The following is a 21,598-nucleotide window of genomic DNA, read 5'->3' as shown; positions in this document are numbered from 1 at the left end:
ACCGGCCATGACCCCGCTCCTCTCGCTCCGGCACGTCAGCAAGACCTATTTCAACGGCGATCTCGCCGTCGAGGTGCTGCATGGCGTCTCGCTCGACATCGAGGCCGGCGAGTTCGTCGCGATCATCGGCCAGTCCGGCTCGGGCAAGTCGACGCTGATGAACATTCTCGGCTGCCTCGACCAGCCGACCGAGGGCGACTATCTCATCGACGGCGAGCGGGTGTCGGGCTTCGACACCGACGAACTGGCGGCGCTCAGGCGGCGCACCTTCGGCTTCGTCTTCCAGAGCTACAATCTCATCCCCACCGCAAGCGCACAGGAAAACGTCGAGGTGCCGGCCGTCTATGCCGGCATGTCGGCACGAGACCGTCACGATCGCGCAGGCGCCCTGCTGCATCAGCTGAAGCTCGGCGAGCGGCTCGACCACCGCCCAAACCAGCTTTCCGGCGGCCAGCAGCAGCGGGTATCGATCGCCCGCGCGCTGATGAACGGCGGCCGCGTGGTGCTGGCGGACGAACCGACCGGCGCGCTCGACAGCCAGAGCGGCTCCGACGTCATGGCGCTCTTGCGCGACATGAACGACAATGGCCATACGGTCATCGTCATCACCCACTCACGCGAGGTCGCCGAACAGGCCGACCGGCTGATCGAGATCCATGACGGCCGCATCGTCGCCGACCGCACCAAGAAGAGCCGCAGCAATCCGGACGCAGCCCATGCGCTCAGCCGGACGGTGAGCGAGGGCTCGGCTGCGATCGCCGACGTCACCGAAGCGGTGAAGATGGCGTTCCGGGCGTTGCGCGCCAATCTCTTCCGCACCATCCTCACTTTGCTCGGCATCGTCATCGGCGTCGGCTCGGTCGTCGCCATGCTGGCGATCGGCACCGGCGCGCAGGATTCCGTGCTCAGCCGCATTTCCTCCATGGGCTCCGACCTCCTGGTGGTCAGGCCGAGCATGGCCAATTTCCGCGGCAGCGCCGGCGGCAGCAATGTCACCCTTGTTCCTGCCGATGCCGACGCCATCCTCGAGGTACCGAATGTCGCCTTCGCCGTGCCCGAGTTGACCAGCACCGTCACGGTCCGGCGCGGCAATGTCGACTACCAGACCAGTGCCAACGGCACGGTGCCGCAGTTCACCACCGCCAAATCCTGGAAGATACAGCAGGGCGAATTCCTCACCCAGGACGACATGGACACCTATGCGCCGGTGGCGGTCCTCGGTCAGACCGTGGTCAAGACGCTGTTTCCTGAAGGAGACAATCCGCTCGGGCAGTATGTGCTCGTCAACAAGATCCCCTTCCAGGTCATCGGCGTGATGGCGGAAATGGGCGCCACCTCCTTCGGCAACGACCAGGACGACGTCGTGCTCGTGCCGCTGACGACGGGCAGCATGCGCCTCTTCGGCCAGCGCAACGTGCGCACCATCACCGTGCAGGTGAAGGACGCGGCCGCCATCGACATCACGCAGCAGACCATCCAGGCGCTTCTCAACCAGCGGCACAAGCGCGAGGACACCCAGATCACCAACATGTCGTCGGTGCGCGAAGCCTTCACCGAAACCTCCAATACGATGAAGCTGTTTCTCGGCTCGGTCGCCGCCATCTCGCTGCTCGTCGGCGGCATCGGCGTGATGAATATCATGCTGGTCTCGGTCAGCGAGCGCACCCGCGAAATCGGCGTGCGCATGGCAACCGGCGCGCGCCAGCGTGACATCCTCCTGCAGTTCATCATCGAGGCGCTGGTCGTCTCGGCGATCGGCGGCACGCTCGGCGTCGTCCTCGGTCTCGGCACCGGAGCGCTCGCCGGCCAGTTCGGCATGCCCGTTTCGTTCACGCTCGGCCCCGTCGCACTCGCCTTCGCCTGCGCCTTTTTGACTGGCCTCGTCTTCGGCTTCCTCCCCGCCCGCAATGCTTCCCGCCTGCAGCCGGCGGTGGCACTCAGTGCCGATTGAGGCAAGCGGAGATTTTTCAACGAAATCCGCCCATTGCCGACACTCTTGTGTCATGCAACAACAACGCGAAATCCCTTATCAGGCGCATTTAGCACTCGGCATGCAACGCAAGAAACCGCTTTATCGCAAGGTGAACACCCGAACGCACGGTGTGCGGCACGGTGACGGCGGCGAGTGGCGAGAGTCACGAGGCACAAAGGCCGTCAAACTGGATCTGTCTCATAACGGCTCGATGCACTCTCACCACCGGCATGGATTGGACTACACACCGCTGTTCCGGTTTCTCCTTTCACGCGTTGGCAACGATTGGAACGAAACCTACAGCGAAGCCGTCGCTCGGATTGATCGCTCTGATCCCATCTTTTGGCTGGTCGCCCGAAGCGAAGATGAACGACAGCCGTATGTGCGCCTCGGCGAGAGCTCATACTACAGCGGCCTATATGTTGATGAGAACAAGCACCTGGCATTGGTGGACCCGACGCTCACCGTCGACAATATGAAGCCCACTTGCAGATGCTGTACACACACTTTCAACGGGGAACGCTTCACACAGCCGTATGACGAGAGTTGAAGCGGCATCATGTAGCCACCGAGACTTTGCCAATCTTTGCATTCTGACCGGATCGCTTGACAAACCAAGAGGATTACTTGCTCAACCTCATATTCTACAGCGACCAGCTTTTCCCCGAATGTTCGGCAATCGACCTCCGGCTCGTGGACTTGCTGAAGGCCCGCGGCGGCGGAAACCGCATCGCCTATGTCGCCTCCGGCCCGGAACCGGACCGCAGCTTCTTTCTGGCCGGCCAATCCTATTATGGCAGACACGATCTCGATCTCGCGCTGTTCTACGATCTCGACGAGCCGCATCCCGCCGAAGATATCGCCGGGCTCTTCGCCTCAGACGCCATTCACCTCGCGGGCGGCCACACCGGTGAATTTCTGCAACGGCTGAAACGAAGCGGGATGCTCGGGCCGCTCCGCAATTGGGCGCCCTCCGGCGGCATCCTCATCGGCGTCAGCGCCGGCGCCATTCTCATGGGCCCGACGATCGCCACCGACGCGCTCTTCATCGGCCGCAGACCGGAGGAGATAACGGACGGCAATGCCCTCGACCTCATGCCATTCGAGTTCTTCCCGCATCTTAGTGACGAGGACACCTACCTGCCCGACCTGCTGCGTTACAGCACCGGCACGGCGAGGCCGATCGTAGCATGCAACGATGGCGACGGTGCCGTTGTTGCGGGTGGAAAGATTGAGTGCGTGGGAAATCCGCTGTGGATCTCCGGTGGCGCCGTACGCGCGCCAGGCGAAATCGAGCTTGGCGGCTTTTCGATAGCGTAGCCCTCAGTTCGCGGCACTCGCGCTGGCGCTACGGCATGCCGCGCAAAACTGAACAGCGAAAAAACAAGAGCCGCGAGCGCGGCAAGAAGATCCTGAGATCGCGGCGCGTTTTCGCGCCGACGAGGCCGTCGCAGATGCCTTTCGTCGTCTACATCGCCCCCGCACGCGCGGCTTCGGAATATCGCGCAGTCGCTGCGGTTCCTCGCGACGACGCCGGCGCGCTTTCGGTGCGCCTTCCCTGCCACGCTTCGGCAGGTGTGACGCCGATGTCGTCCAGACGCTCCGCGTCCAGTTCGCGCAGATTTTGCAACTGCCAGAGCCGCGAGCGCGGCGAAGCGGCGAGAAAGAGGCCAAGTTCCCTGAGCATGTCGAACACCCATGTTTTGCTGCTGATCATGCTCGCATTGTGCAAGGCATCGATCTATAAATGAAGCTTGGATGTTCTATGCAATGCATAAGGATTTCTTTGGTATGGCAACCCTCAACCTGGACTACCTCAAAACCTTCGCGCTGGTCGCCGAACTCGGCAGCTTCTCCGCCGCCGCGGAGCGCCTGGGGCTGACGCAGCCGGCCATCAGCCTGCAGGTGCGCGCGCTGGAAAAGCAGCTCGGCGTGCGCCTCGTCGAGCGCGTCGGCCGCACTGCAAGGCCAAGTGCCGCCGGCGCCGAACTGCTTGCGCATGTTGGCCGCATCGAGGCCGCGACAAACGAGGCTGTCGACGCGGTGGCACGCCACTCCAAGGGCGTTCTCGGCCGCGTGCGGCTCGGCACCGGCGCCACCCCTTGCGCCTTCATGCTGCCGCCGCTTCTCGCCGATCTCAATTGCCGCTTTCCCGATCTCGACATCACCGTGGCGACGGGCAACAGCGCCGACATTGTCAGGGCTGTCGACGACAATCTGCTCGACATCGGGCTGGTCAGCCTCCCCGTCTCCGGCCGCATGTTCGAAGTCACCCCGCTTTTCGACGAGCGCTTCGTCGCCATCGCTCCGGCGGAGACCTCGCTCCCCGACACCGTGACGGCGGAGACATTGGCGCAACGACCGTTGATCCTTTACGAGCCGGGCGCCAACACCCGCCGGCTCACCGATGAATGGCTGGCGGCAGACGGCGGCACCGCCGTCAAACCGGTGATGGCGCTTGGCAGCGTCGCCGCGATCAAGGAGATGGTCGCCGTCGGCCTCGGCGCGGCGCTCGTTCCGGAGATCGCCTTGCGCGCGCATGATCGCGAACGGCTGGTCGTGCGACCGCTGTCGCCGCCACTCTCGCGCCGCTTCGCCCTCGTGCTGCGCCGCGACAAACGGCTTGATCGAGCCCTGCGCGAAACGCTGGCTGCCTTGAAGACGCTGGCGGCGCTGGAGCCGGAGCCCCTGATATAGGCTGCAAGGTTGCGGCCACGAGACCGGCGCATTGTTCCAGCCTTTCAAATCATGCAAGCGCGTCCAGTTGCCGCAAGAGCTTGAAGCCTACGTAGTCGCTGCACCGGAACTGCCGACGGTAGTAGCAGTCCCAATAGCTCATCACCCGGTCACAGGTGAGCTTATAAAACGCCGGATTTGCCTTGATAAATGTTGAGACAACGTCCCGCTCCAAGTCGGGCAGAGCTGCGTAGATGTCATGGATGATCTCGACGACGTATTCGCCGATCAACGCGATGACGAAAGGAATGGACCAGGGCTTATTGATGTGAAGGATTTCTTGCAGAGCGGCCTGACGTCCGAAGCCATCGGAACTGCGCGTCAGCATGCACAGTGCAATTTGGCGCCGTTGCAGGTTCAGCCCTACAAACTCCGGCTTTGTCGAGGGAAGAACCCGACCAGGTATGTGCAGGATCTCGCCGAGAACGTTGACCGAAAACGGTTCGGAAACGTAGTCGGAATTCAGTTTGAGTGCTGAAACAGCAATCGCGGACTGGGAGCGGAGTGCACTCGGGAAGGCTTCTGGAAACGTCTTTTCCACCATCAATCAACTCCAGAAATGCAGCCCCACCAGGGACATGTGGCCGCAACATTATCCGCGAGGCAATATCCCCGCAAAAGCTGACGGCTGCATCAAGAACTGCGTAACACAAGGGGTCAGGATTTTCAGAAACGAGCCCTACAGATGCCGCACCTCTGATGGTGTCGAGCCCCAGTCATCGTGCAGTCCGTCGAAGTAGGTGACGGGTGCGGCCATCAGTTCGTCGATATCGACGCCGTCGAGGCAGGCGACGTTGATGTTGTAATAGGTGTGTCCCGTCATGTTCGGTGCGTCGATCCGCTCGAACGGGCGCACGCCGCAATGGCTGCAGAAGAAATGATGGGCGACCGGGTTGCGACCGCGATAATCCGCTAGCGCCTCTTCGCCGGCGATCAGACGGAAAGCCGACGGCGCCACCTCCACCGACCACAGCCGCATCTTGGTACAGAGCGTGCAGTTGCACTTGCCGGTCCCGGCGCTGAGATCGACATCTGCCTCGATGTAAACTGCGCCGCAATGGCAGCTGCCAGTGTAGGTCTTCAGCATTCCGCCCCTCCCGCCTTGCCTGAAAATCCCAAATCCAAGGTCCTGCGGCGTGTGTGCGTCCCATCTGACGCGACGCTGCCAAGCCGCGCAAACTATGCCACCGGCCGCCGTTGTTGAAAATCGCGGAACTGTGCAGCAGATGCCTTAAAGCCGGTACAATGCGGCCTGGCCCGTGTCAGCGGTGTCATAAGGCAGATGGCGCCAATGGTTCTTCAACCTGGCTCGTGCAAACGCCGGCGCGATGCTACATTGCCGTGCCTTGGAAAATTCCCTCTCGGCCCAGGGCCACCGCGTGCGCAATGGAGGTTTCTCGTGGTCAATCCTGCACCGGCACCCGCTTCGCTGCGCATCCCGACCTTCGACGATGTCCAGACCGCCCGAGCACGCATCGCCGGCGCGGCGCACCGCACGCCTGTGTTGACATCGCGAACTGCCGACGCCCAAGCCGGAGCGACCGTATTTTTCAAGGCGGAGAACCTGCAGCGTGCGGGCGCTTTCAAATTCCGTGGCGCGTACAACGCCATCGCTGCGCTGGACGCACGCTCCCGGCAGAATGGTGTCGTCGCCTTTTCCTCAGGCAATCACGCCCAGGCACTCGCCTATGCCGCGAGACTCCAGGGTGTTTCGGCGACAGTGGTCATGCCGCGCGACGCTCCGGAGATAAAGGTGGCGGCGACCAGGGGCTATGGAGCCGAGATCGTCTTTTACGATCGATATACGGAAGATCGTGCGGAGATAAGCCTGCGCCTTGCCGCCGACCGGGGCGCAGCGCTGATCCCTCCCTATGACCACCCGGATGTCATCGCCGGACAGGGTACCGCAGCACTGGAACTGATCGAGGATGTCGGGGAGATCGATTTGCTCGTCGTTCCGCTGGGCGGCGGCGGTTTGCTTGCCGGCAGCGCGCTCAGCGCCAGGGCGCTTTTGCCCGCCTGCTCCATTGTTGGCGTCGAGCCCGAGGCGGGAAACGACGGCCAGCAATCATTGCGCAAGGGCGAAGTGGTTCAGATCCCGGTGCCGAAGTCGATCGCTGATGGCGCGCTTGTCACCCATGTCGGCAACCACAACTTCGCCATCCTGAAAGACACGGTCGATGACATCGTCACGGTTACTGATGGGCAACTGGTCGAGACGATGCGGTTCTTTGCCGAGCGCATGAAGATCGTCGTGGAACCGACCGGCTGCCTGGCCGCGGCGGGCGTTTTGCAGGGGGCAATCGCCTGTGGCGGAAAGCGGGTGGGTATTCTGTTGAGCGGCGGCAACATCGATCTGAAAACCTTCAGCGCACTTCTAGAGCGCCGTGCGTTCAGATGAACGCACAAAGGACGCTCTAGCACTTTGATCCTAGAGCATCTTATCCGCTTTCAGCGATTCCACTTGAAAGCAGGATGCTCTAGGCGGGCACTGAAGCGCGCACCCGCTTACCCTTCGGTTGCATCAATGCTAATATGCCCTCGATCGGTGAATGGGGATCGCCGCCATGATCGAGGGTCAAGCTTTCTACTATGTCCTGGTTTGGATGCTGGCTTTTGCCGTCTGGTTTTTCTTCTTCCGATGAATGTGAAGGATAGTCGGCCCTACAGCGCCGCGCGTCTTTTAGGATGCGCCAAGGTCGCTGTAGCACTTTGATTGACTGCATGTTTTTGCCCTTTGATCGGATAGGAGTAAAGGAAACATGCAGGTGCTTGAGCAGTCATCTTTGCCGCGGCGAACTTTCCAGGGTGCAGGGCAAACACGAGATCGTGGCAGATGCTACGCTTCGATCCGCTCAACCCTGACATCCGGACCGACCCTTCAAATTTTCGATGACCACCATCATTCAGTTGTCCCCATCGCAAATCGGGTGGGCGCTGCTTCTTGTCGGCGATACTCAGTGCGCCTCAACCAAGAGGAGCAAGTCCATGTCCATGCTGCAAGATAAGATCGCAATCGTCACCGGCGCGTCGTCGGGTATCGGCCGCGCGGTCGCAGAACTCTTCGCCACCGAAGGCGCGAAGGTGGTTTTGAACGCCCGCACCCAAGCACCACTCAATGCCGTGGTGGAGGCTATCCGTGCCGAGGGCGGCGAAGCGATCGCCGTCAGCGGCGATGTCGCTGACGAAGATACCCATGCCCGGCTGATTGAGGCCGCCATCAGCCGGTTCGGCGGCCTCGACATTGCCGTCAACAATGCCGGCGCCGTCGGCGCGGTCAGGCCGCTTGCCGAGATCACGGCCGCAGAATGGCAGGAGGTGCTGGCCGCCAACTTCACCTCCGCCTTCCTCGGCGCCCGCCACCAGATCCCGGCAATGCTCAAGCGCGGCGGCGGATCGCTGGTCTTCACCTCGACCTTCGTCGGCACCAGCGTCGGCATCCCCGGCATGGGCGCCTATGGCGCCTCCAAGGCGGGGTTGATGGGGCTGGTCAAGGGCATCACCGCCGACTATGGCGCGAGCGGCATCCGCGCCAATGCCCTGCTCCCGGGCGGCGTCGACACGCCGGCTGCCGGCAGCCAGGAGCAGAAGGAATGGGCCGCAGGCCTGCATGCGATGAAGCGGATCGCCCAACCGGAGGAAATCGCCCGGGCGGCGCTATTCCTGGCAAGCCCGATGGCAAGCTTCGTTGCCGGCACCGCGCTCTACGCCGATGGCGGCAACGCCGCGGTCAAATGACCATAGCGGCAACGCCGTTGTTGCGCGCCGGAGTAGATCGCCCCGGCGCCTTCGTTTGATGCCGCAGATCGGGGTGCAGTGCCTGCGAAGCTCGTCCAGTTACATCGAAGCTTCAAAGCGGGATTGCCGTCGTCTCCTTGCCGGTGCGGATCACGAAGCTGGTGTAGTATCGCGCGACATTGCTCCCTTCCCCGAACAGTCGCTCGGTGAGCGCGTCGAGTTCGTCCATGTCCTTCAGGCGCAGCATCAGAAGCGCATCGGTCGCGCCGCTGACGCTATAGGCCTGGGTCACCGCCGCCTCGGCGGCGACCATATCGAGAAAACGGCGCACATATTGTTCGCCGTGGCGCTCCAGCTCGACGGTGATGATCGCCTTCACCCCTCGGCCCGCTTTTGCGGGATTGAGAACGGCAACGACGCGGTCGATGATACCAGCGGATCTTAAGCGCCTGATGCGCCGCAGGCAGCTCGACGGCGACAGCCCGACCTCGGTGGCAAGATCAGCGTTGGTTCGCGACGCATCCTCCTGCATCAGCTTGAGCAGCTTTCTGTCGATCCGATCCATTCCATCCCCCAATTTATGCGCGTGCAATTTTATTGCACATATTCGCATATTTTGACCACAACTGCGAATGGCCCCGCGCTAGTCCTTGGACAACCCATTCAAGGAGGCATCGCCATGACCGTTCACATCATCCTCTACCGCAAGACGCTCGCCACTCTCGAAATCTACTGGGACCTGGTGCGCATCATCGTTCCCGTCACGATCGTCACCCATGTCCTGCAGGAACTCGGCGTGATCCGGGCGGTCGCACCGGCCTTCGAACCGCTGATGACGCTCGTCGGGCTGCCGCCCGAGCTCGCCTTCGCCTGGCTCACCGGCCTCTTGGTCGGCATCTGGGGCGCGGTCGTGGTCGTCTTTGCGCTGGTGCCGGTTTCGGAACTGACGACCGCCGACATGACCATCTTTTCGGCGCTGATGCTGGTGGCCCACGCCATCCCGATCGAACAGCGCATCATCCAAAAAGCAGGCCCTGGCTTCCTGGTCACAGGGGCGCTCAGGATCGGCGGCGGCCTCATCTTCGCGGCACTGCTACACCAGGTCTTCGCGGCAACCGGCTGGCTCGCCACGCCGCTCAACCCCACATGGATACCGGTCAACGAAGGCTCCGGCTGGATCGCTTTCGCGCTCAGCACGCTGAAGACGCTCGCCACCATGCTCGTCGTGCTCTTGGCCTTGAGCTGGACGATCGAGATCCTCAAGCTGGTGGGCCTCCTCGGCTGGCTGAACCGGGGCATGGCGCCGCTCTTCCGCCTTGCGGGCATAAAGCCGCAGACGGTGCCGTTTGCCGCCGTCGGCGTACTCTTGGGGATCTCATATGGCGGCGCGCTGCTGATCCGTGAGGCACGCGAGGCGAATGTCGAGCCGCGCCAGGTCTTCCTCGCGTGCGTCTTCATGGGCTTTGGCCACAGCCTGGTGGAGGATACGCTGGTCGTGGTTGCCCTCGGCGCCGATTTCACCAGCGTGTTCTTCGGTCGCCTAGTCTTTGCCATAGCGGCAACGGCGATCGTCGCCCGGGTCATCGTCTCGGCGCCGGACGCCGTGTTCTTCAAGTCGTACTTCCGCAGGAACGGCAGCGAACTTGCCCCGTCGGAGGCGTAGTGGCAGCAGGGCGCGGTCCGGCTACTCGGCCGCGACCTCGGCCGGCGCACCCGCTTGCGCTGCCACCCGCCCGAACATGGCGCGATAGGCGGCGGGCGTCGTCGAAAGCTGCTGGCGAAAGTGATGCCGCAGCGTCTGGGTCGAGCCGAAGCCCGAGCCTTCGGCCACCTGTTCCATGCCAACAGTGCTTTCCTCCAGCAACTGCCGGGCCCGCGCCAGCCGCTCGCCAAGCAGCCAGCGCGCCGGCGTTGTGCCGGTGGCCGCCTCGAAGCGGCGCAGGAAGGTGCGTTCGCTCATGCCCGCTGCTTTCGCCAGCGCCGCGATCGAGAAATCCTCACCGAGCCGCGCGCGCATCCGGTCGATCAAGGGCCCGAGGCGCGCGCTCTCGTGCACTTCCGGCACCGCCCTTTCGATAAATTGCGCCTGCCCGCCATCGCGGTGTGGCGGCACGACGAGGCGCCGCGCCACCCTGTTTGCCGCCTCGCTGCCGAAATCGCGGCGAATGAGATGCAGGCAGAGATCGATGCCGGCGGCACTGCCGGCAGACGTCAGCACCGCGCCGCTATCGACATAGAGCACGTCGGGCACCACCTCGACATCAGGGTAGAGCGCCCTGAGCTTGTCGGTGTAGCGCCAATGGGTCGTTGCCCTGAGGCCAGAGAGCAGACCGGCCGCCGCCAGCACGAAGACGCCGGAGCAGATGGAGAGAACCCGCGCGCCGCGCGCATGTGCCGCCCGCAGGGCCTGGCACAGGGCTTCAGGCACCGGGGTATCGGCACCGCGCCAGCCGGGCACGATGATGGTTCCGGCCTCAGCCAGGAGATCGAGCCCGCCATCGGCCGTCAGCCTGATGCCGCCGGTGGCCCTCAGTTCCCCCGGTTCGATCGCCGCAACGGCGAAGCAATACCACCCCTCGCCCATCTCAGGCCTGGGCAGGCCGAACATCTCCACCGCCACGCCGAACTCGAAGGTGCAGAGACCATCATAGGCGAGAGCGACGACGAGTGGATTGGCTGGTGATGGCGATGTGACAGACGGTTTTGGCATGATCTTGAGCATATATGGCAAACCTGCCATCTGCCAGCCCCTTTCCGACATTGCTACAACCCTCCTCGTCAACCGCCCAAGGCCAGAGCCACAGGAGAGAAAGATGAGCTACGTCACCGAAACCCAGGCCGCAGCACCCGAGATCGCCATTGCCCATTTCGCCCGCCGCCTGAGCGTCGAGACCGATTGCTCCGACGTTGCCGCCGCGCTGAAGAAGGGCGAACAGGATTTCGTGCTGCTGCACGTGGTCGGAACCGAGGCCGCCTATGCCCGCCGCCATGTGCCGGGCGCGATCCACCTGCCCCACCGCGAGATCAGCGCAGAGCGTTTGGCCGAATGGCCGGCCGACACCCTGTTCGTCCCCTATTGCGCTGGGCCGCATTGCAACGGCGCCGACCAGGCGGCGCTGAAGATCGCCCGGCTCGGACGACCGGTGAAGATCATGATCGGCGGCATTACCGGCTGGGAAGACGAAGGCCTGGCCTTCGCTTCAGGCGCCGCCCCCGGCGAACCCCGGCTGCTGCTTGCCGCCTGAGCGCTACTCCTGCGATGCAGATGGCCCGCGGATCAGGCGGGCCATCGCTGGCTCCCCGGGCCGGATTCGATTGTGCGCGTATCCATGCACTCCACCAAACGGCCACCTTGGCGGATCGGCGCAAACACGCCAAGGTAGCCGGCAGGATCACCCCTGCCAGCCCCCTTGAGGAGCCCTATGACGATTGCCATTTCCACGCGCCCATTCGAGCATCGCGATGTCGCCACGGTGCTGGCGCTGATGCGCGGTCTTGCCGTCTTCGAAGGCTATATCGACAAGTTTGCCGTCACTGAGCGGGACCTGATCGACCACGGCCTTTGCGACAGCCCGCGCTTCGGGGTCTTCGTGGCGGAGCTCGACGGTCGCGTCGTCGGCATCGCCGTCCAGTATGTCATTCCCTGGACCTATGACCTGAAGCCAACGGTGGTTTTGAAGGAACTGTTCGTCGAGGAAACCGCGCGCTCTTCAGGCGCGGGCGCTGCCCTCATCGAAGCGCTGAAGCGCTACGCCGCCGAAATCGGCGCGCCGCGCATCAACTGGACCGTGCTTGCCGGCAACGCCCCGGCCAAACGCTTCTACCGGCGTCACGGCGGCGGGCCCGACGAAGTCTGGGAACCGTGGACGATGCCGGTGCCGTCAGGCAACTAACCGACATCGCGGCAGTGAGCGCGTTCGCAAGCGCACGCAGACGCGGGTGACAGCACCTGTGCGGCGCAACGGCCGCTCGTTGTATGGGATGGTCTATCGTTGCAATTCATGCTGCCCCCTCGACCTAGCGCCCGCCCGCACCATATTGCCGCGCAAGCCGGAAAATGGCGTCACGCGGTGTCCTCCCGTTGCGGAAACGACGGCGCTGCGCTTCACGCCGCAACACATTAATCCCGCTGCATAATACCTTGAATCGATTCCGATTTGAGGCATTGTGCGGTGGCAATTGCGCCGCCCAAGCAGTCGAGGAGCCAGGACGGCGTTTCTGGCACGAGCAAAGTAAGCGCAGTTTTTGCCGGCGGAAGAAACGGAGCCGGAAGTCGGAGGATAGAGGCCCAATGAATGCATCGGAACACATCGACCAGTTGATTGCCGGGATTAGCGACTGGCGCGGCAAGACACTCGCCAGCCTGCGCAAAAGCATCCTTGGAGCAGACAAGGAGATAGCAGAGGAATGGAAGTGGATGGGAAGCCCGGTGTGGTCTCGCGATGGCATCATCGCGGTCGGCAACGCCCACAAGGATAAGGTGAAGCTTACCTTCTCTCACGGCGCGAGCCTGCCGGACCCTGAAAATCTGTTCAACAACGGCTTTGGCGGCAAGGTCTGGCGCGCGATCGACGTCTTTGAAGGTGACGAGATCGACGAGCGCGCGCTGCAGAACCTCGTCCGCGTCGCCATCGACTACAACCAGGCCAAGGCGAAGAAGAAGGCGTCTTCGGGCAGCCGGGCAAAGGCGGCCAAAAACACGGACGCATGATGCGGCCGCTTGTCCCTGCCGGCGCCGACACAGGACTGGCGACAAACCGACTGTTCGCTATTTTGCAAGAATGGAAATGGCGTTGCGAAGCGGCACAAGAATTGCGCTCCGGTGCGTTTGGTCATGCCCGCCGGATCGTTGCCAGGGCGCGCCGCATATCCACCTAGAGCATTTCCAGGAAAAGTGCGAAGCGGTTTTCCGTCAGGGAATGCGCAAAAACAAAGAGATAGAGCGTGTCCGTGACTCCGTTTAAACCGGAAACGCTCTAGCCCCTCCCGCGTGCCGACCGACGGAAAAGGTGGCGCGAACACGCGCCGCGCCGTTTTGCCGTCAACAGATGCGGCGGACCGTCAGTGCCCGCCGAGCACCAGTGTCTGCACCGGCAGCATCAGCGCCTGCATACGCAGGATCATCGCATGCACCAGGCCGACCGTGTCGACAACGTGCAGATAGATCCCGCGCAGCGTGCTGGTGCCGGGTGCTTCCAACTCGTCATGGCTGTTGGTGTAAGCGTTGGCGATGCAACTGCTGCCCGGTGGAAGCCCTTCGAGGCCGCCGGGATAGAGCGGCTCAAGGTAAACGGTGATCGTGCCGGGCGCCGCCAGTTGCGAGAGGTCGATCAGTTGATCGCTCGCCCTCAGCTGTCCGCCGGCGATCACGGCCTGCACCTCCGTCACCACCATCGGGATGATGGTGAAGGGTTTGCCGACGCAGGTGGCCTCGGCAATCATGCCGACTTTCAACACCTGCGCCTCGATCTGGCCGAACCCGGCGATCAGCGCCACGCGACCGGCCTCAGACGGTACCATAATGCCCGCCGGGCGCAGCATCGGGTTGACGACTTCGCCGACCCTGAGCGTGAATTGCTGCAGCGTGCCGGAAAAGCCGGCGCGCACGGTGGTCTTGTCGAGCTCCACCTGAGCCTGTTTGAGGGCTGCCTCGGCGCTTGCCTTCTGCGATGGCAGCAGCGACGCGATCTTCGTTTCCAGCGTGCGCTTGTTGGCAGTGGCCGCGTCGACCGCTCCCCTGCGGCCGTCAGCCGCCACCTGCAGCCGCTCGATCTCACGCGGAGCCACGACATTGGGGTTGCGGCGCATCAGCTCCGTCTGGGTCTCGAGCTGGTCCTGTGCCTGAAGAAAGGCGCCTTGCGCCTGCTGGATCAGCCCGTCGGCGGCGGCAAGCTCAGTCTGCGCCACCGTGGTTTCGGCCTCGACCTCGGCAATCTGCCGACGTGCAAGCTCGATCGCCGCTTCCTGTTCGGTACTGTCGAGCTTGAACAGCGGCGCACCAGCCTCCACCATTTGATGGCGCTGGACATAGACCTCGGCCACACGCCCGCCCGTCTCCGGCAGAATGGTAACGGTGCGGAACACCGAGGTGACGTTCTTGGTCGACGGATGGAAATAGAACACCAGGGTGATCAATGTCAGCGTCAGCATCAGACAGGCGGTGATGCCGTACCGAAGTTCGAACCAGACGGAATAGAGCGTGATTTCGTGGCCGAACCTCTTGCCCTGGACATACCGGCGAAAGAGATAGTCGGGAAGGATGGTCAGCATCGAGCAAAGCAGGAACTCGAACATGGCTCATGCCCTCCCATCATTCGAGGTCGGCTCGACCCTGGTTTCGACAGCCGACGCCGCCGGCTCGGGAACAACAGGGTGATCGACACGGACGTGCCCATGGGCGTCCAGCTCCGGCTCCGGTTCGCGGCCCGACATTTTCTCCAGCGAACGCGCGATCGATCTGAGCGGCGACCAGATGTCGGGCAGATCCACCAGAGCCAAGATCAACCCCGCGATCCAGAAGAGATGATTGTGCGTAAACAGCGCGATCAGCGCCAGCACTGCCACGACCTCGAACTTCGCCTTGCTCCCCCCGTGGGCCATCTGCTCGGGCAGGGCATGCAGGCGCAGGTAGAGCGTGCCGATCCCGAAGATTGCGAGCAGCAGGAACACCACGACGAAATTGAACAGAAGGTCAGACTGCCCGGGCGGCGTGACGAACATCGGCAGATGTTCGATCGCTTTTGGATGTATCAAGTCTGCCATCTCCGTCTCCCCCAACGCATGTCAGGTTATAGTCTCGATTTCAGAGAGTTAGCACACAATTTGCGCTTGTAAGCAAAGTCTTTTTTACCGTATCCCCGATCACGGTTGATATCAGCCGGTCGCGTCCGGCGGGCCTTGCCGGCCACCGCCCCTCCATCATTGCGTCAGGAGCCAGCGAGCCCTTGTAGAGGCACACTCACCTGTAGAGGCACACTCACCACCCGCGATGCTCAGGCCCGCCGGCTGTCATGCCGCACCGCTATTGCCCGTCGCGCAAAGTCTCTTTCTGGGTAATCAACCGGGCGCTGTGCTGGCCACTCAAATAGGTCCAGAACCAGCTCCAGGCGACGGCGAAGCGGCTGCGCGTGCCGATCAGGAAATAGATATGGGCGATGCCCCAGATCCACCAGGCAAGCGCACCCTTGAGCTTGAAGCGGCCGAAATCGATGATCGCCGCCCGCCGACCGATCGTCGCCAGGCTGCCCTGATGGCGGTAGCGAAAATCGCCGGGCGGCTTGCCGCCACCAAGGCGTGCGCGGATGACCTTCGCGACATAGGCACCCTGCTGCTTTGCGGCCGGCGCGATCCCCGGCACCGGCTTGCCTCCGTCATAGGTGACGGAGGCCGTATCGCCGATGACGAAGATATCGTCATGACCTGGCGCCTCAAGATCGGCGCCGACGATCGCGCGGCCGGCCCGATCCTCGGCAATGCCGAGCCAACGGGCGGCGGGCGACGCCTGGACGCCGGCGGCCCAGACGAGCGTCCGGCTGGCAACGAAAGTCTCGCCGATCGTCACCCCTTCGGCGGTGCAGTCCGTCACCGGCGTTCCGGTCCGGACCTCCACGCCCAACCTTTCCAGTTCACGCCGGGCATAATCGGACAGGTCCTCGCTGAAGGCAGCCAGAATGCGCGGCCCCGCCTCCACCAGGATCACCCGGGCCTTTCGGGTATCGATGCGGCGAAACTCGCTCGGCAGCGTGCGGTGGGCCATTTCGGCGATGATGCCGGCAAGCTCGACGCCCGTCGGCCCGGCGCCGATCACGGTGAAGGTCAACAGCGCCTCGCGCACGGCCGGGTCTTCCTCGAGTTCCGCCTTTTCGAAAGCGATGAGCACGCGGCGACGGATGGTGGTCGCGTCCTCCAGCGTCTTCAGACCCGGCGCCACCGGCTCCCATTCGTCATGGCCGAAATAGGCATGCGTCGCGCCGGTGGCGATCGCCAGCGTGTCGTAGCCGATCGCCTGCCCGCCCTTGAGCGTCACCGTCTTGGCGGCAGCATCGACGCCGGTAACCTCGCCCAGAAGCGTCGTTACCTCCGGCCGGTCGCGATAGAGATTGCGGATCGGCCAGGCGATCTCCGACGTAGCGATCAGCGTGGTCGCGACCTGGTAGAGCAGCGGCTGGAATAGATGGTGGTTTCGCCGGTCGATCAGCGTGATACGCACCGGCGCGCCGGCAAGCCCGTTGACGAGCTGCAGCCCGCCAAACCCTCCACCGACGACGACGACATGATGCCTGTCCTGCATGGCCATGATCCCGATTTGACTTTTCTCAAATGTGGAGCGGCGCCGCGCCAACACAACCGCCGGCTTCGTATGCCACCCTTGCAAAATCGGTCATGGCGCTGGCACCGGCGTTGCAATAATGTGTTGGGCTACCGTAGACGGGTGCCGGAAGTCGGTGCTGGCAGGATCGTTTCCCCCTCTCCCTGCGAGGCGGCCTTCGGCGCCGTGTGGCTGGCGCAATGCCGCCCTTCAGCTGCTGCTGGTCATTTGCAGAACGCATTCGAGAGCAGTGGCAGCCTCACCTATTGGGCAACGTCGGCCAAGCATGGGTTCAGCACGCGATTTCCGAAAATGGACCCCGGGCATGGGACATGATTGCTTGCAGCTGGCCGCCCTACGCCCGCAGCCGTTTACACAAGCACTGATCGTTTCGCCCCGATCTAGCCCTCAGTCAGAAGGGGTTGATGTAGTTCGTGATCGCGATCTGCCGAAGCAGGACTTTCCGGATCACATGGGCCGCGCTGACATGTTCGGTAAAGATCGCCGCATCCCCCGTGCTTCCTGCGGGCAGACGATTGGCAAACTCGGCGTCATCAAGTTTTACCCTGACAACGAACGGCAGCGTCTCGATGGTCTTCGATGAAACGGCAGTGCCCGACGTCTGCGTCTGTCCGGTCGCCACCGCCTGGAGAATGCTCTCAACCTTGCCGCCGTAGACTTTTCCGGGCTCGTACTTGAACGTCACCTCAACAGGCTGACCGGGCTCGACATAGCGCGCATCGATCTGCGGCACCTCGACGCCGATGATCGTCTCCGAGGTATCGATGAAGGCCATGACCGGTGATAGCGCTAGGTTCGTCACGTAGCCATCGGCAGGAGCACGGACGATGGTTTTTTCGAGGTTCCAGTTGGCTCCCACCAACTGCGCCTCCAATTGATCGACCTCGGCCTGATATTGTTCGACATCGAACGCGCGTCCGGCGGGAGTCGTCTGCAATCTCGTTTTCTCCGCCAGCCGCAACTGGCTCAACTTGAGCTGGGCCTGCAGAGCATTGACCTGCGACTGATAGGGAGCGGGATCGATACGGAACAGCACGTCACCAACCCTTAGCGGCGAATTCGCCTTGACCGGCACCTCGACCACTTCGCCCGCGACGCTGGGCACTATGGCGACGGAATTGCGCACGACGAGTGCGGGTCCTTGCGGTGCGCCCCAGTTCATCGGGATGAACAGGCCGACCAGCAGGATGAGCAGGACCAGTATCGGTGAGACCTTCCAGAACAGATTGAACGGGACAATCCGAAACTTCACCAGGCAGAACAGGATGACCAGATAGACGTTGAGAAGAACAACGATCATTGTCCAAGCTCCACCTTGGAGACACGGGGAACGTCAACATAGGCCCAGATCAGGACGATCGGCCAAAGGGCGAAACCCAACAGCAGCGTCACCCAACCGCCCACCGTCACCGCTTCGGCCCACGGATGGTTCCGCTTTTTGGCGATCATCCCGGGCAGCATGGCCAGGAAGACGATCACCGCGACGGTGCTTAAGACCAGGACGACAAGCACGATCCACGCAAATAGGTCGATAAGGCTCATGGCCAAATCCCTTCGTTGAGGCGTAAACACTATTGAGCCAGGCATGGCCGTGGCCTCTGGCATGAGCGAGCCGACCCGCGCTGCCGGCAAGGACGCTGAACAGATCGGCTCAGGCTAGCCAATGCCGCTCGCGTGGGAAGTACGTAACAGTTAATCCGATGCCGACGTCGGCACGGCCGAGAAGACGGCATGACGGCCTTGGCCCGTGGCGGGCGCCCTCGCGCAACGACGGGTGCAACCGTGTCTCTTTCACCTTTGAACCGCCCGCACGGGCGGCTCCGCATTGTCCCCGACGACGTTGGTCGAGCATCGGCAACGGCTTTGTCGAGTTCGGCCCGATTGCCAGGCATGCGGGAAAAACCGCCATCGAACCACTAGAATTGCACGGTGGGAGTGCGGCAAGCTTTGAGGAAATATACAAATGGAGTCGGTGCGGCGGGGCAGTCGCCTGCCGCCTCGGGGGCAAGGGGAATAGCGCCAGGAAGCGGCTTGGAGCGATTGACGATACTTCGCTGCGGCAGGAATGTCGCAGAGCGTTTGGGGGAAGCATGCGCAGAGCTGATTTCCATGTCCGACAAGCGGCGTCGATGGCATATCTGGGTGCGGCGCTGATTGCCGGCCTCTGCAGTTTTGGGGCAGCCGGCGACGCATTAGCCGCGAACTGCAGTTCCCGCGGCGGCCTGGCCTATCTCGGCAACACGAAAGGGGCCACCCGCTCTGTCTGGCTTTCCGGAACCAGCGCCGGGTCTTTCGGCCTCGAGGCGGCTCAGGGCAATCAGACAGTCGACACCTGGAGCAAGAGCAAGCGCGGCCTCCATCTCTCGCTTTCGCCGGTCGTTTCAAACGGCAACGGTGGCACGCACAAGCTCTATGACACATCGAGCGGAAAACCGTGCCTGCTCGACACCCAGAACCAGGTGCGTAATATCATCTTTCCGAACATCGACTGGCCCGACGGCCGCCCGGATGTTGGCCCACAGCCGGTGTTTCCGGGTTTCAACTTGCCCGATGGCCGCCGGACGTCGGCCCGCAGCCGGTGTTTCCGGGGTTCACGCCGCGCACCCCGACCGCCATCAGAGGCGGCCGCGTGGTCGCAGCCCCCACGCCGGACACCTGTATCGACCCGCGGTCGATAAATTCCAACAAGCAACAGCGCGACCTGCCGATCTGCCGGGACCTCGCTGCCGAAGAAGCCGCCGCCCAAAGCGCCGACCGATCACAGGTGCCGTTGACGCCGGGCCGCGATCTGCCAGCGCCCTCGCTCTGGAACTTCTGGTCGGATATCCAGTTCGCAGACATATCCGACGAACGTTATGACCGCGACAGCGACACGCTCGCCCGCTCGTTGACGATGGGTCTCGATCGCCGCATCACCAACGACCTCGTCGTCGGCATGACCGTTTCCCTTGAGAACAGTTCGACCGATGCGTTCGACGGCACATTGGGCATCGACACCGACGGCTTCAGCTTCGGCCCCTATGCGGCCTACCGTCTGTCGAAACACTGGGCGATCGACGGATCGCTGACATACGGGCGCTACAACAACGATATCGACCTGAGCGTGCTGAGTGGCCGACAGGATTCGGAGCGTCTTGCCGGCGAAATCTCGCTCCACGGCCAATATAAGGTCGATGCCTATTTCATCCGCCCCAAGGTCTCCGTCAATTGGTCCCATATCGACAGCGACGCCTACGACCTCTCGGGCAGCATCCTCAACATACCGGTCAGCGTTTCCCTTCCCGGCGACAGCTTCAATTATGGCGTCCTCGATCTCTCGACCGAGATCAGCCGTTATTTCCGTCTGCCGGACGGGCAGCCGTTTCTCGCCTTCGCCGAACTCGGTGCCGAATACCAATTCGAGCGGCCCAACGACGGCAAGATCCTGACCGGCGACCTGTCGGAAGTGACGCCCTCGCCCTGGGCGTTTTCGCTTCGCTCGGGCTTCCGAATGCTGGTGAACGACAACCTCCAGATCGAAGCGACGGGCGGCTATTTGAGCATCGGCCAGAAAGATCTCGATGTCTGGGAGGGCAAGCTCCACGTCGCGTGGAGCTTCTGATTTCCAGCAAACGTGCGAAGCGGTTTTTCGTCAGGAAATGCGGAAAAACAAAGAGATAGAGCGCTTCCGTGATTCCGCCTAACGCTCTGACTATCTCCTGCGAGCCGACAAGCGGCGAATCTGCCCGGCTCCTGGCTACCGAACGTCATGTTTTCTCAGGATGCGTCGCACGCAACAGGTTGTCGCGCAACTTCACCACGGTTTGCTGCACCACCGGAAAATCGTCTCCGAGACCGATCACATCCGTCAATGCTGCGCCGGGCTCCATTTCGACCAGTTTGCGTCCAGCCGCTGTCAGCGTCACGCGGACCTGCCTTTCATCGGCCGGATCGCGCCGGCGCTGCAGATAGCCCTCGGACTCGAGCTTCTTGAGGATCGGCGTCAGCGTGTTCGACTCCAGGAAGAGCTTCTCGCCGAGCGTGCCCACGGTCTGTTCGTCTTCCTCGGAAAGCGCCACCATGGTCACGTATTGAGTATAGGTCAGACCGAGCTTGTCCAGCAGTGGCTTGTAGGCGCGACCGAAGGCGAGGTTTGCCGAGTAGATCGCAAAGCACAGAAAATTCGAAAGCTTCCTGCCGCCGTATTCGGCCTGCGACGCGGAAACGTCGGCACCTTTTGCTGTTGGGGATTTGGGCATGGGTATATCCTGTTCCATTGTCCTCGTTGTCGACCCTTATATAAATCGCATCCGATTAAATCGCAATGGTATTGACATCCGGTTTGGGTTGGCATATTTACATCGCATCCGATTATAGTGGATGCGATAAAACTTAACCAGAAAGGATTTCACCATGACCGAGAAGCTCCTCTTCACCGGCAAGACCCACAACACCGGCGGCCGCAACGGCGGCACGCGCAGCGACGATGGCATGCTTGACCTCAAGCTGGCGCAGCCGCATCCGGCCGCTGAAAACCTCTTCGGTGCTGCCTGGTCCGCGTGCTACATCGGTGCGATCGAGGTCGCCGCCTCCCAGAGAAAGATCAAGCTTACGGCCGGACCCGAGGTCAACACCGAGATCGATCTGAACGTTAATGACGGCTCCTACTTCCTGCGCGCACGTCTCAATGTCAGCCTGCCGGGCCTCGACCGCGACGTCGCCCATGAACTGATCCATGCAGCCCACGAGATCTGCCCCTATTCCAAGGCGACACGCGGCAACATCGATGTCGAGACCAATCTGGTCTGAAGGCCATCCGGTCAGGTCTGGCCGCTCACCCGGCA

The 21,598-nt window shown here is 62.6% G+C and carries 24 protein-coding genes; 13 read left to right on the top strand and 11 right to left on the bottom strand.

The window, feature by feature from the left end; genetic code table 11:
- Positions 1–7 precede the first annotated feature (7 nt).
- From BKP54_RS24885 to BKP54_RS24875, 3 genes are all read left to right on the top strand, one after another.
- Positions 8–1,951 carry a MacB family efflux pump subunit gene (locus BKP54_RS24885; RefSeq protein WP_025427599.1) on the top strand — a complete coding sequence of 648 codons (1,944 nt, stop codon included), beginning with the start codon at positions 8–10 and terminating at the stop codon, positions 1,949–1,951.
- Positions 1,952–2,003: 52 nt separating this feature from the next.
- A complete protein-coding gene (locus BKP54_RS24880; RefSeq protein ID WP_225906317.1) occupies positions 2,004–2,522 on the top strand; it encodes a hypothetical protein in 519 nt (172 codons plus the stop codon).
- 77 nt (positions 2,523–2,599) lie between these two features.
- Positions 2,600–3,292 (top strand): Type 1 glutamine amidotransferase-like domain-containing protein, encoded by a 693-nt coding sequence (locus tag BKP54_RS24875; RefSeq protein ID WP_245317897.1) that lies wholly within the window; start codon positions 2,600–2,602, stop codon positions 3,290–3,292.
- 148 nt (positions 3,293–3,440) lie between these two features.
- Here BKP54_RS24875 and BKP54_RS35355 read toward each other — a convergent pair whose 3' ends face one another.
- Positions 3,441–3,689, bottom strand: coding sequence for a DUF1127 domain-containing protein (locus tag BKP54_RS35355; RefSeq protein ID WP_128090489.1), 249 nt, complete (start codon positions 3,687–3,689; stop codon positions 3,441–3,443).
- Positions 3,690–3,763: 74 nt separating this feature from the next.
- Here BKP54_RS35355 and BKP54_RS24865 point away from each other — a divergent pair, with 74 nt between their 5' ends.
- Positions 3,764–4,669, top strand: coding sequence for a LysR family transcriptional regulator (locus BKP54_RS24865; protein ID WP_025427603.1), 906 nt, complete (start codon positions 3,764–3,766; stop codon positions 4,667–4,669).
- Between the two features lie 49 nt (positions 4,670–4,718).
- Here the strand turns inward: BKP54_RS24865 and BKP54_RS24860 are convergent, their stop codons facing one another.
- Positions 4,719–5,252, bottom strand: a complete 534-nt coding sequence (locus BKP54_RS24860) for a hypothetical protein (RefSeq protein WP_025427604.1) — start codon at positions 5,250–5,252, stop codon at positions 4,719–4,721.
- A gap of 135 nt (positions 5,253–5,387) precedes the next feature.
- Positions 5,388–5,795 (bottom strand): GFA family protein, encoded by a 408-nt coding sequence (locus BKP54_RS24855; RefSeq protein ID WP_025427605.1) that lies wholly within the window; start codon positions 5,793–5,795, stop codon positions 5,388–5,390.
- Positions 5,796–6,107: 312 nt separating this feature from the next.
- Here BKP54_RS24855 and BKP54_RS24850 point away from each other — a divergent pair, with 312 nt between their 5' ends.
- Together BKP54_RS24850 and BKP54_RS24845 are read left to right on the top strand one after the other, a co-directional pair.
- A complete protein-coding gene (locus BKP54_RS24850; protein ID WP_025427606.1) occupies positions 6,108–7,109 on the top strand; it encodes a threo-3-hydroxy-L-aspartate ammonia-lyase in 1,002 nt (333 codons plus the stop codon).
- 587 nt (positions 7,110–7,696) lie between these two features.
- A complete protein-coding gene (locus tag BKP54_RS24845) occupies positions 7,697–8,446 on the top strand; it encodes an SDR family oxidoreductase (RefSeq protein ID WP_025427607.1) in 750 nt (249 codons plus the stop codon).
- A 112-nt stretch (positions 8,447–8,558) separates the two neighbouring features.
- Here BKP54_RS24845 and BKP54_RS24840 read toward each other — a convergent pair whose 3' ends face one another.
- Entirely contained in the window at positions 8,559–9,011 is a 453-nt protein-coding gene (locus BKP54_RS24840) for an Lrp/AsnC family transcriptional regulator (protein WP_025427608.1), read from the bottom strand.
- A 114-nt stretch (positions 9,012–9,125) separates the two neighbouring features.
- Between BKP54_RS24840 and BKP54_RS24835 the strand changes: the two genes are divergently transcribed.
- On the top strand, positions 9,126–10,109 hold the full coding sequence (locus tag BKP54_RS24835; protein ID WP_025427609.1) for a nucleoside recognition domain-containing protein: 984 nt from the start codon (positions 9,126–9,128) through the stop codon (positions 10,107–10,109).
- Between the two features lie 21 nt (positions 10,110–10,130).
- Here the strand turns inward: BKP54_RS24835 and ftrA are convergent, their stop codons facing one another.
- Positions 10,131–11,186, bottom strand: a complete 1,056-nt coding sequence (ftrA, locus tag BKP54_RS24830; RefSeq protein WP_051509172.1) for a transcriptional regulator FtrA — start codon at positions 11,184–11,186, stop codon at positions 10,131–10,133.
- A gap of 73 nt (positions 11,187–11,259) precedes the next feature.
- On the opposite strand from ftrA, the gene BKP54_RS24825 reads away from it, so the two are divergent.
- The 3 genes from BKP54_RS24825 to BKP54_RS24815 all read left to right on the top strand — a co-directional run bounded on the left by BKP54_RS24825 (position 11,260) and on the right by BKP54_RS24815 (position 13,157).
- Positions 11,260–11,691 (top strand): rhodanese-like domain-containing protein, encoded by a 432-nt coding sequence (locus tag BKP54_RS24825; protein WP_025427611.1) that lies wholly within the window; start codon positions 11,260–11,262, stop codon positions 11,689–11,691.
- Between the two features lie 177 nt (positions 11,692–11,868).
- The gene (locus BKP54_RS24820) at positions 11,869–12,339 is read left to right on the top strand and encodes a GNAT family N-acetyltransferase (protein ID WP_025427612.1); all 471 of its coding nucleotides are present in this window, start codon (positions 11,869–11,871) and stop codon (positions 12,337–12,339) included.
- A gap of 398 nt (positions 12,340–12,737) precedes the next feature.
- Entirely contained in the window at positions 12,738–13,157 is a 420-nt protein-coding gene (locus tag BKP54_RS24815) for a DUF1801 domain-containing protein (protein ID WP_084815052.1), read from the top strand.
- A 350-nt stretch (positions 13,158–13,507) separates the two neighbouring features.
- Here the strand turns inward: BKP54_RS24815 and BKP54_RS24810 are convergent, their stop codons facing one another.
- The 5 genes from BKP54_RS24810 to BKP54_RS24790 form a co-directional block, all read right to left on the bottom strand.
- The gene (locus tag BKP54_RS24810; RefSeq protein ID WP_025427614.1) at positions 13,508–14,740 is read right to left on the bottom strand and encodes an HlyD family secretion protein; all 1,233 of its coding nucleotides are present in this window, start codon (positions 14,738–14,740) and stop codon (positions 13,508–13,510) included.
- Positions 14,741–14,743: 3 nt separating this feature from the next.
- The gene (locus tag BKP54_RS24805) at positions 14,744–15,208 is read right to left on the bottom strand and encodes a hypothetical protein (protein ID WP_025427615.1); all 465 of its coding nucleotides are present in this window, start codon (positions 15,206–15,208) and stop codon (positions 14,744–14,746) included.
- A gap of 259 nt (positions 15,209–15,467) precedes the next feature.
- Entirely contained in the window at positions 15,468–16,736 is a 1,269-nt protein-coding gene (locus tag BKP54_RS24800) for an NAD(P)/FAD-dependent oxidoreductase (RefSeq protein ID WP_025427616.1), read from the bottom strand.
- A gap of 430 nt (positions 16,737–17,166) precedes the next feature.
- Positions 17,167–18,075 (bottom strand): biotin/lipoyl-binding protein, encoded by a 909-nt coding sequence (locus tag BKP54_RS24795; protein ID WP_084815051.1) that lies wholly within the window; start codon positions 18,073–18,075, stop codon positions 17,167–17,169.
- Entirely contained in the window at positions 18,072–18,317 is a 246-nt protein-coding gene (locus BKP54_RS24790) for a DUF3302 domain-containing protein (RefSeq protein ID WP_025427618.1), read from the bottom strand. Before BKP54_RS24790 ends, BKP54_RS24795 begins: the two co-directional genes overlap by 4 nt.
- 587 nt (positions 18,318–18,904) lie before the next feature.
- Here BKP54_RS24790 and BKP54_RS36740 point away from each other — a divergent pair.
- Both BKP54_RS36740 and BKP54_RS24785 read left to right on the top strand, forming a co-directional pair.
- Positions 18,905–19,453 (top strand): hypothetical protein, encoded by a 549-nt coding sequence (locus BKP54_RS36740; RefSeq protein WP_245317896.1) that lies wholly within the window; start codon positions 18,905–18,907, stop codon positions 19,451–19,453.
- Positions 19,405–20,376: an autotransporter outer membrane beta-barrel domain-containing protein gene (locus BKP54_RS24785; RefSeq protein ID WP_245317895.1), complete on the top strand. Its 972-nt coding sequence runs from the start codon at positions 19,405–19,407 to the stop codon at positions 20,374–20,376. The genes BKP54_RS36740 and BKP54_RS24785 overlap by 49 nt, the downstream gene beginning before the upstream one ends.
- A 145-nt stretch (positions 20,377–20,521) precedes the next feature.
- On the opposite strand, the gene BKP54_RS24780 is transcribed toward BKP54_RS24785, so the two are convergent.
- A complete protein-coding gene (locus BKP54_RS24780) occupies positions 20,522–21,013 on the bottom strand; it encodes a MarR family transcriptional regulator (protein WP_025427620.1) in 492 nt (163 codons plus the stop codon).
- A 154-nt stretch (positions 21,014–21,167) separates the two neighbouring features.
- Here BKP54_RS24780 and BKP54_RS24775 point away from each other — a divergent pair, with 154 nt between their 5' ends.
- On the top strand, positions 21,168–21,563 hold the full coding sequence (locus BKP54_RS24775) for an Ohr family peroxiredoxin (protein ID WP_025427621.1): 396 nt from the start codon (positions 21,168–21,170) through the stop codon (positions 21,561–21,563).
- Positions 21,564–21,598 lie beyond the last annotated feature (35 nt).

The organism is Ensifer sp. 1H6, assembly GCF_001976035.1.
In the GTDB taxonomy this organism is placed as follows: domain Bacteria; phylum Pseudomonadota; class Alphaproteobacteria; order Rhizobiales; family Rhizobiaceae; genus Ensifer; species Ensifer canadensis.
The sequence above is the reverse complement of the archived record's forward strand: the minus strand, read 5'-3'. Positions and strand labels throughout refer to the sequence as shown.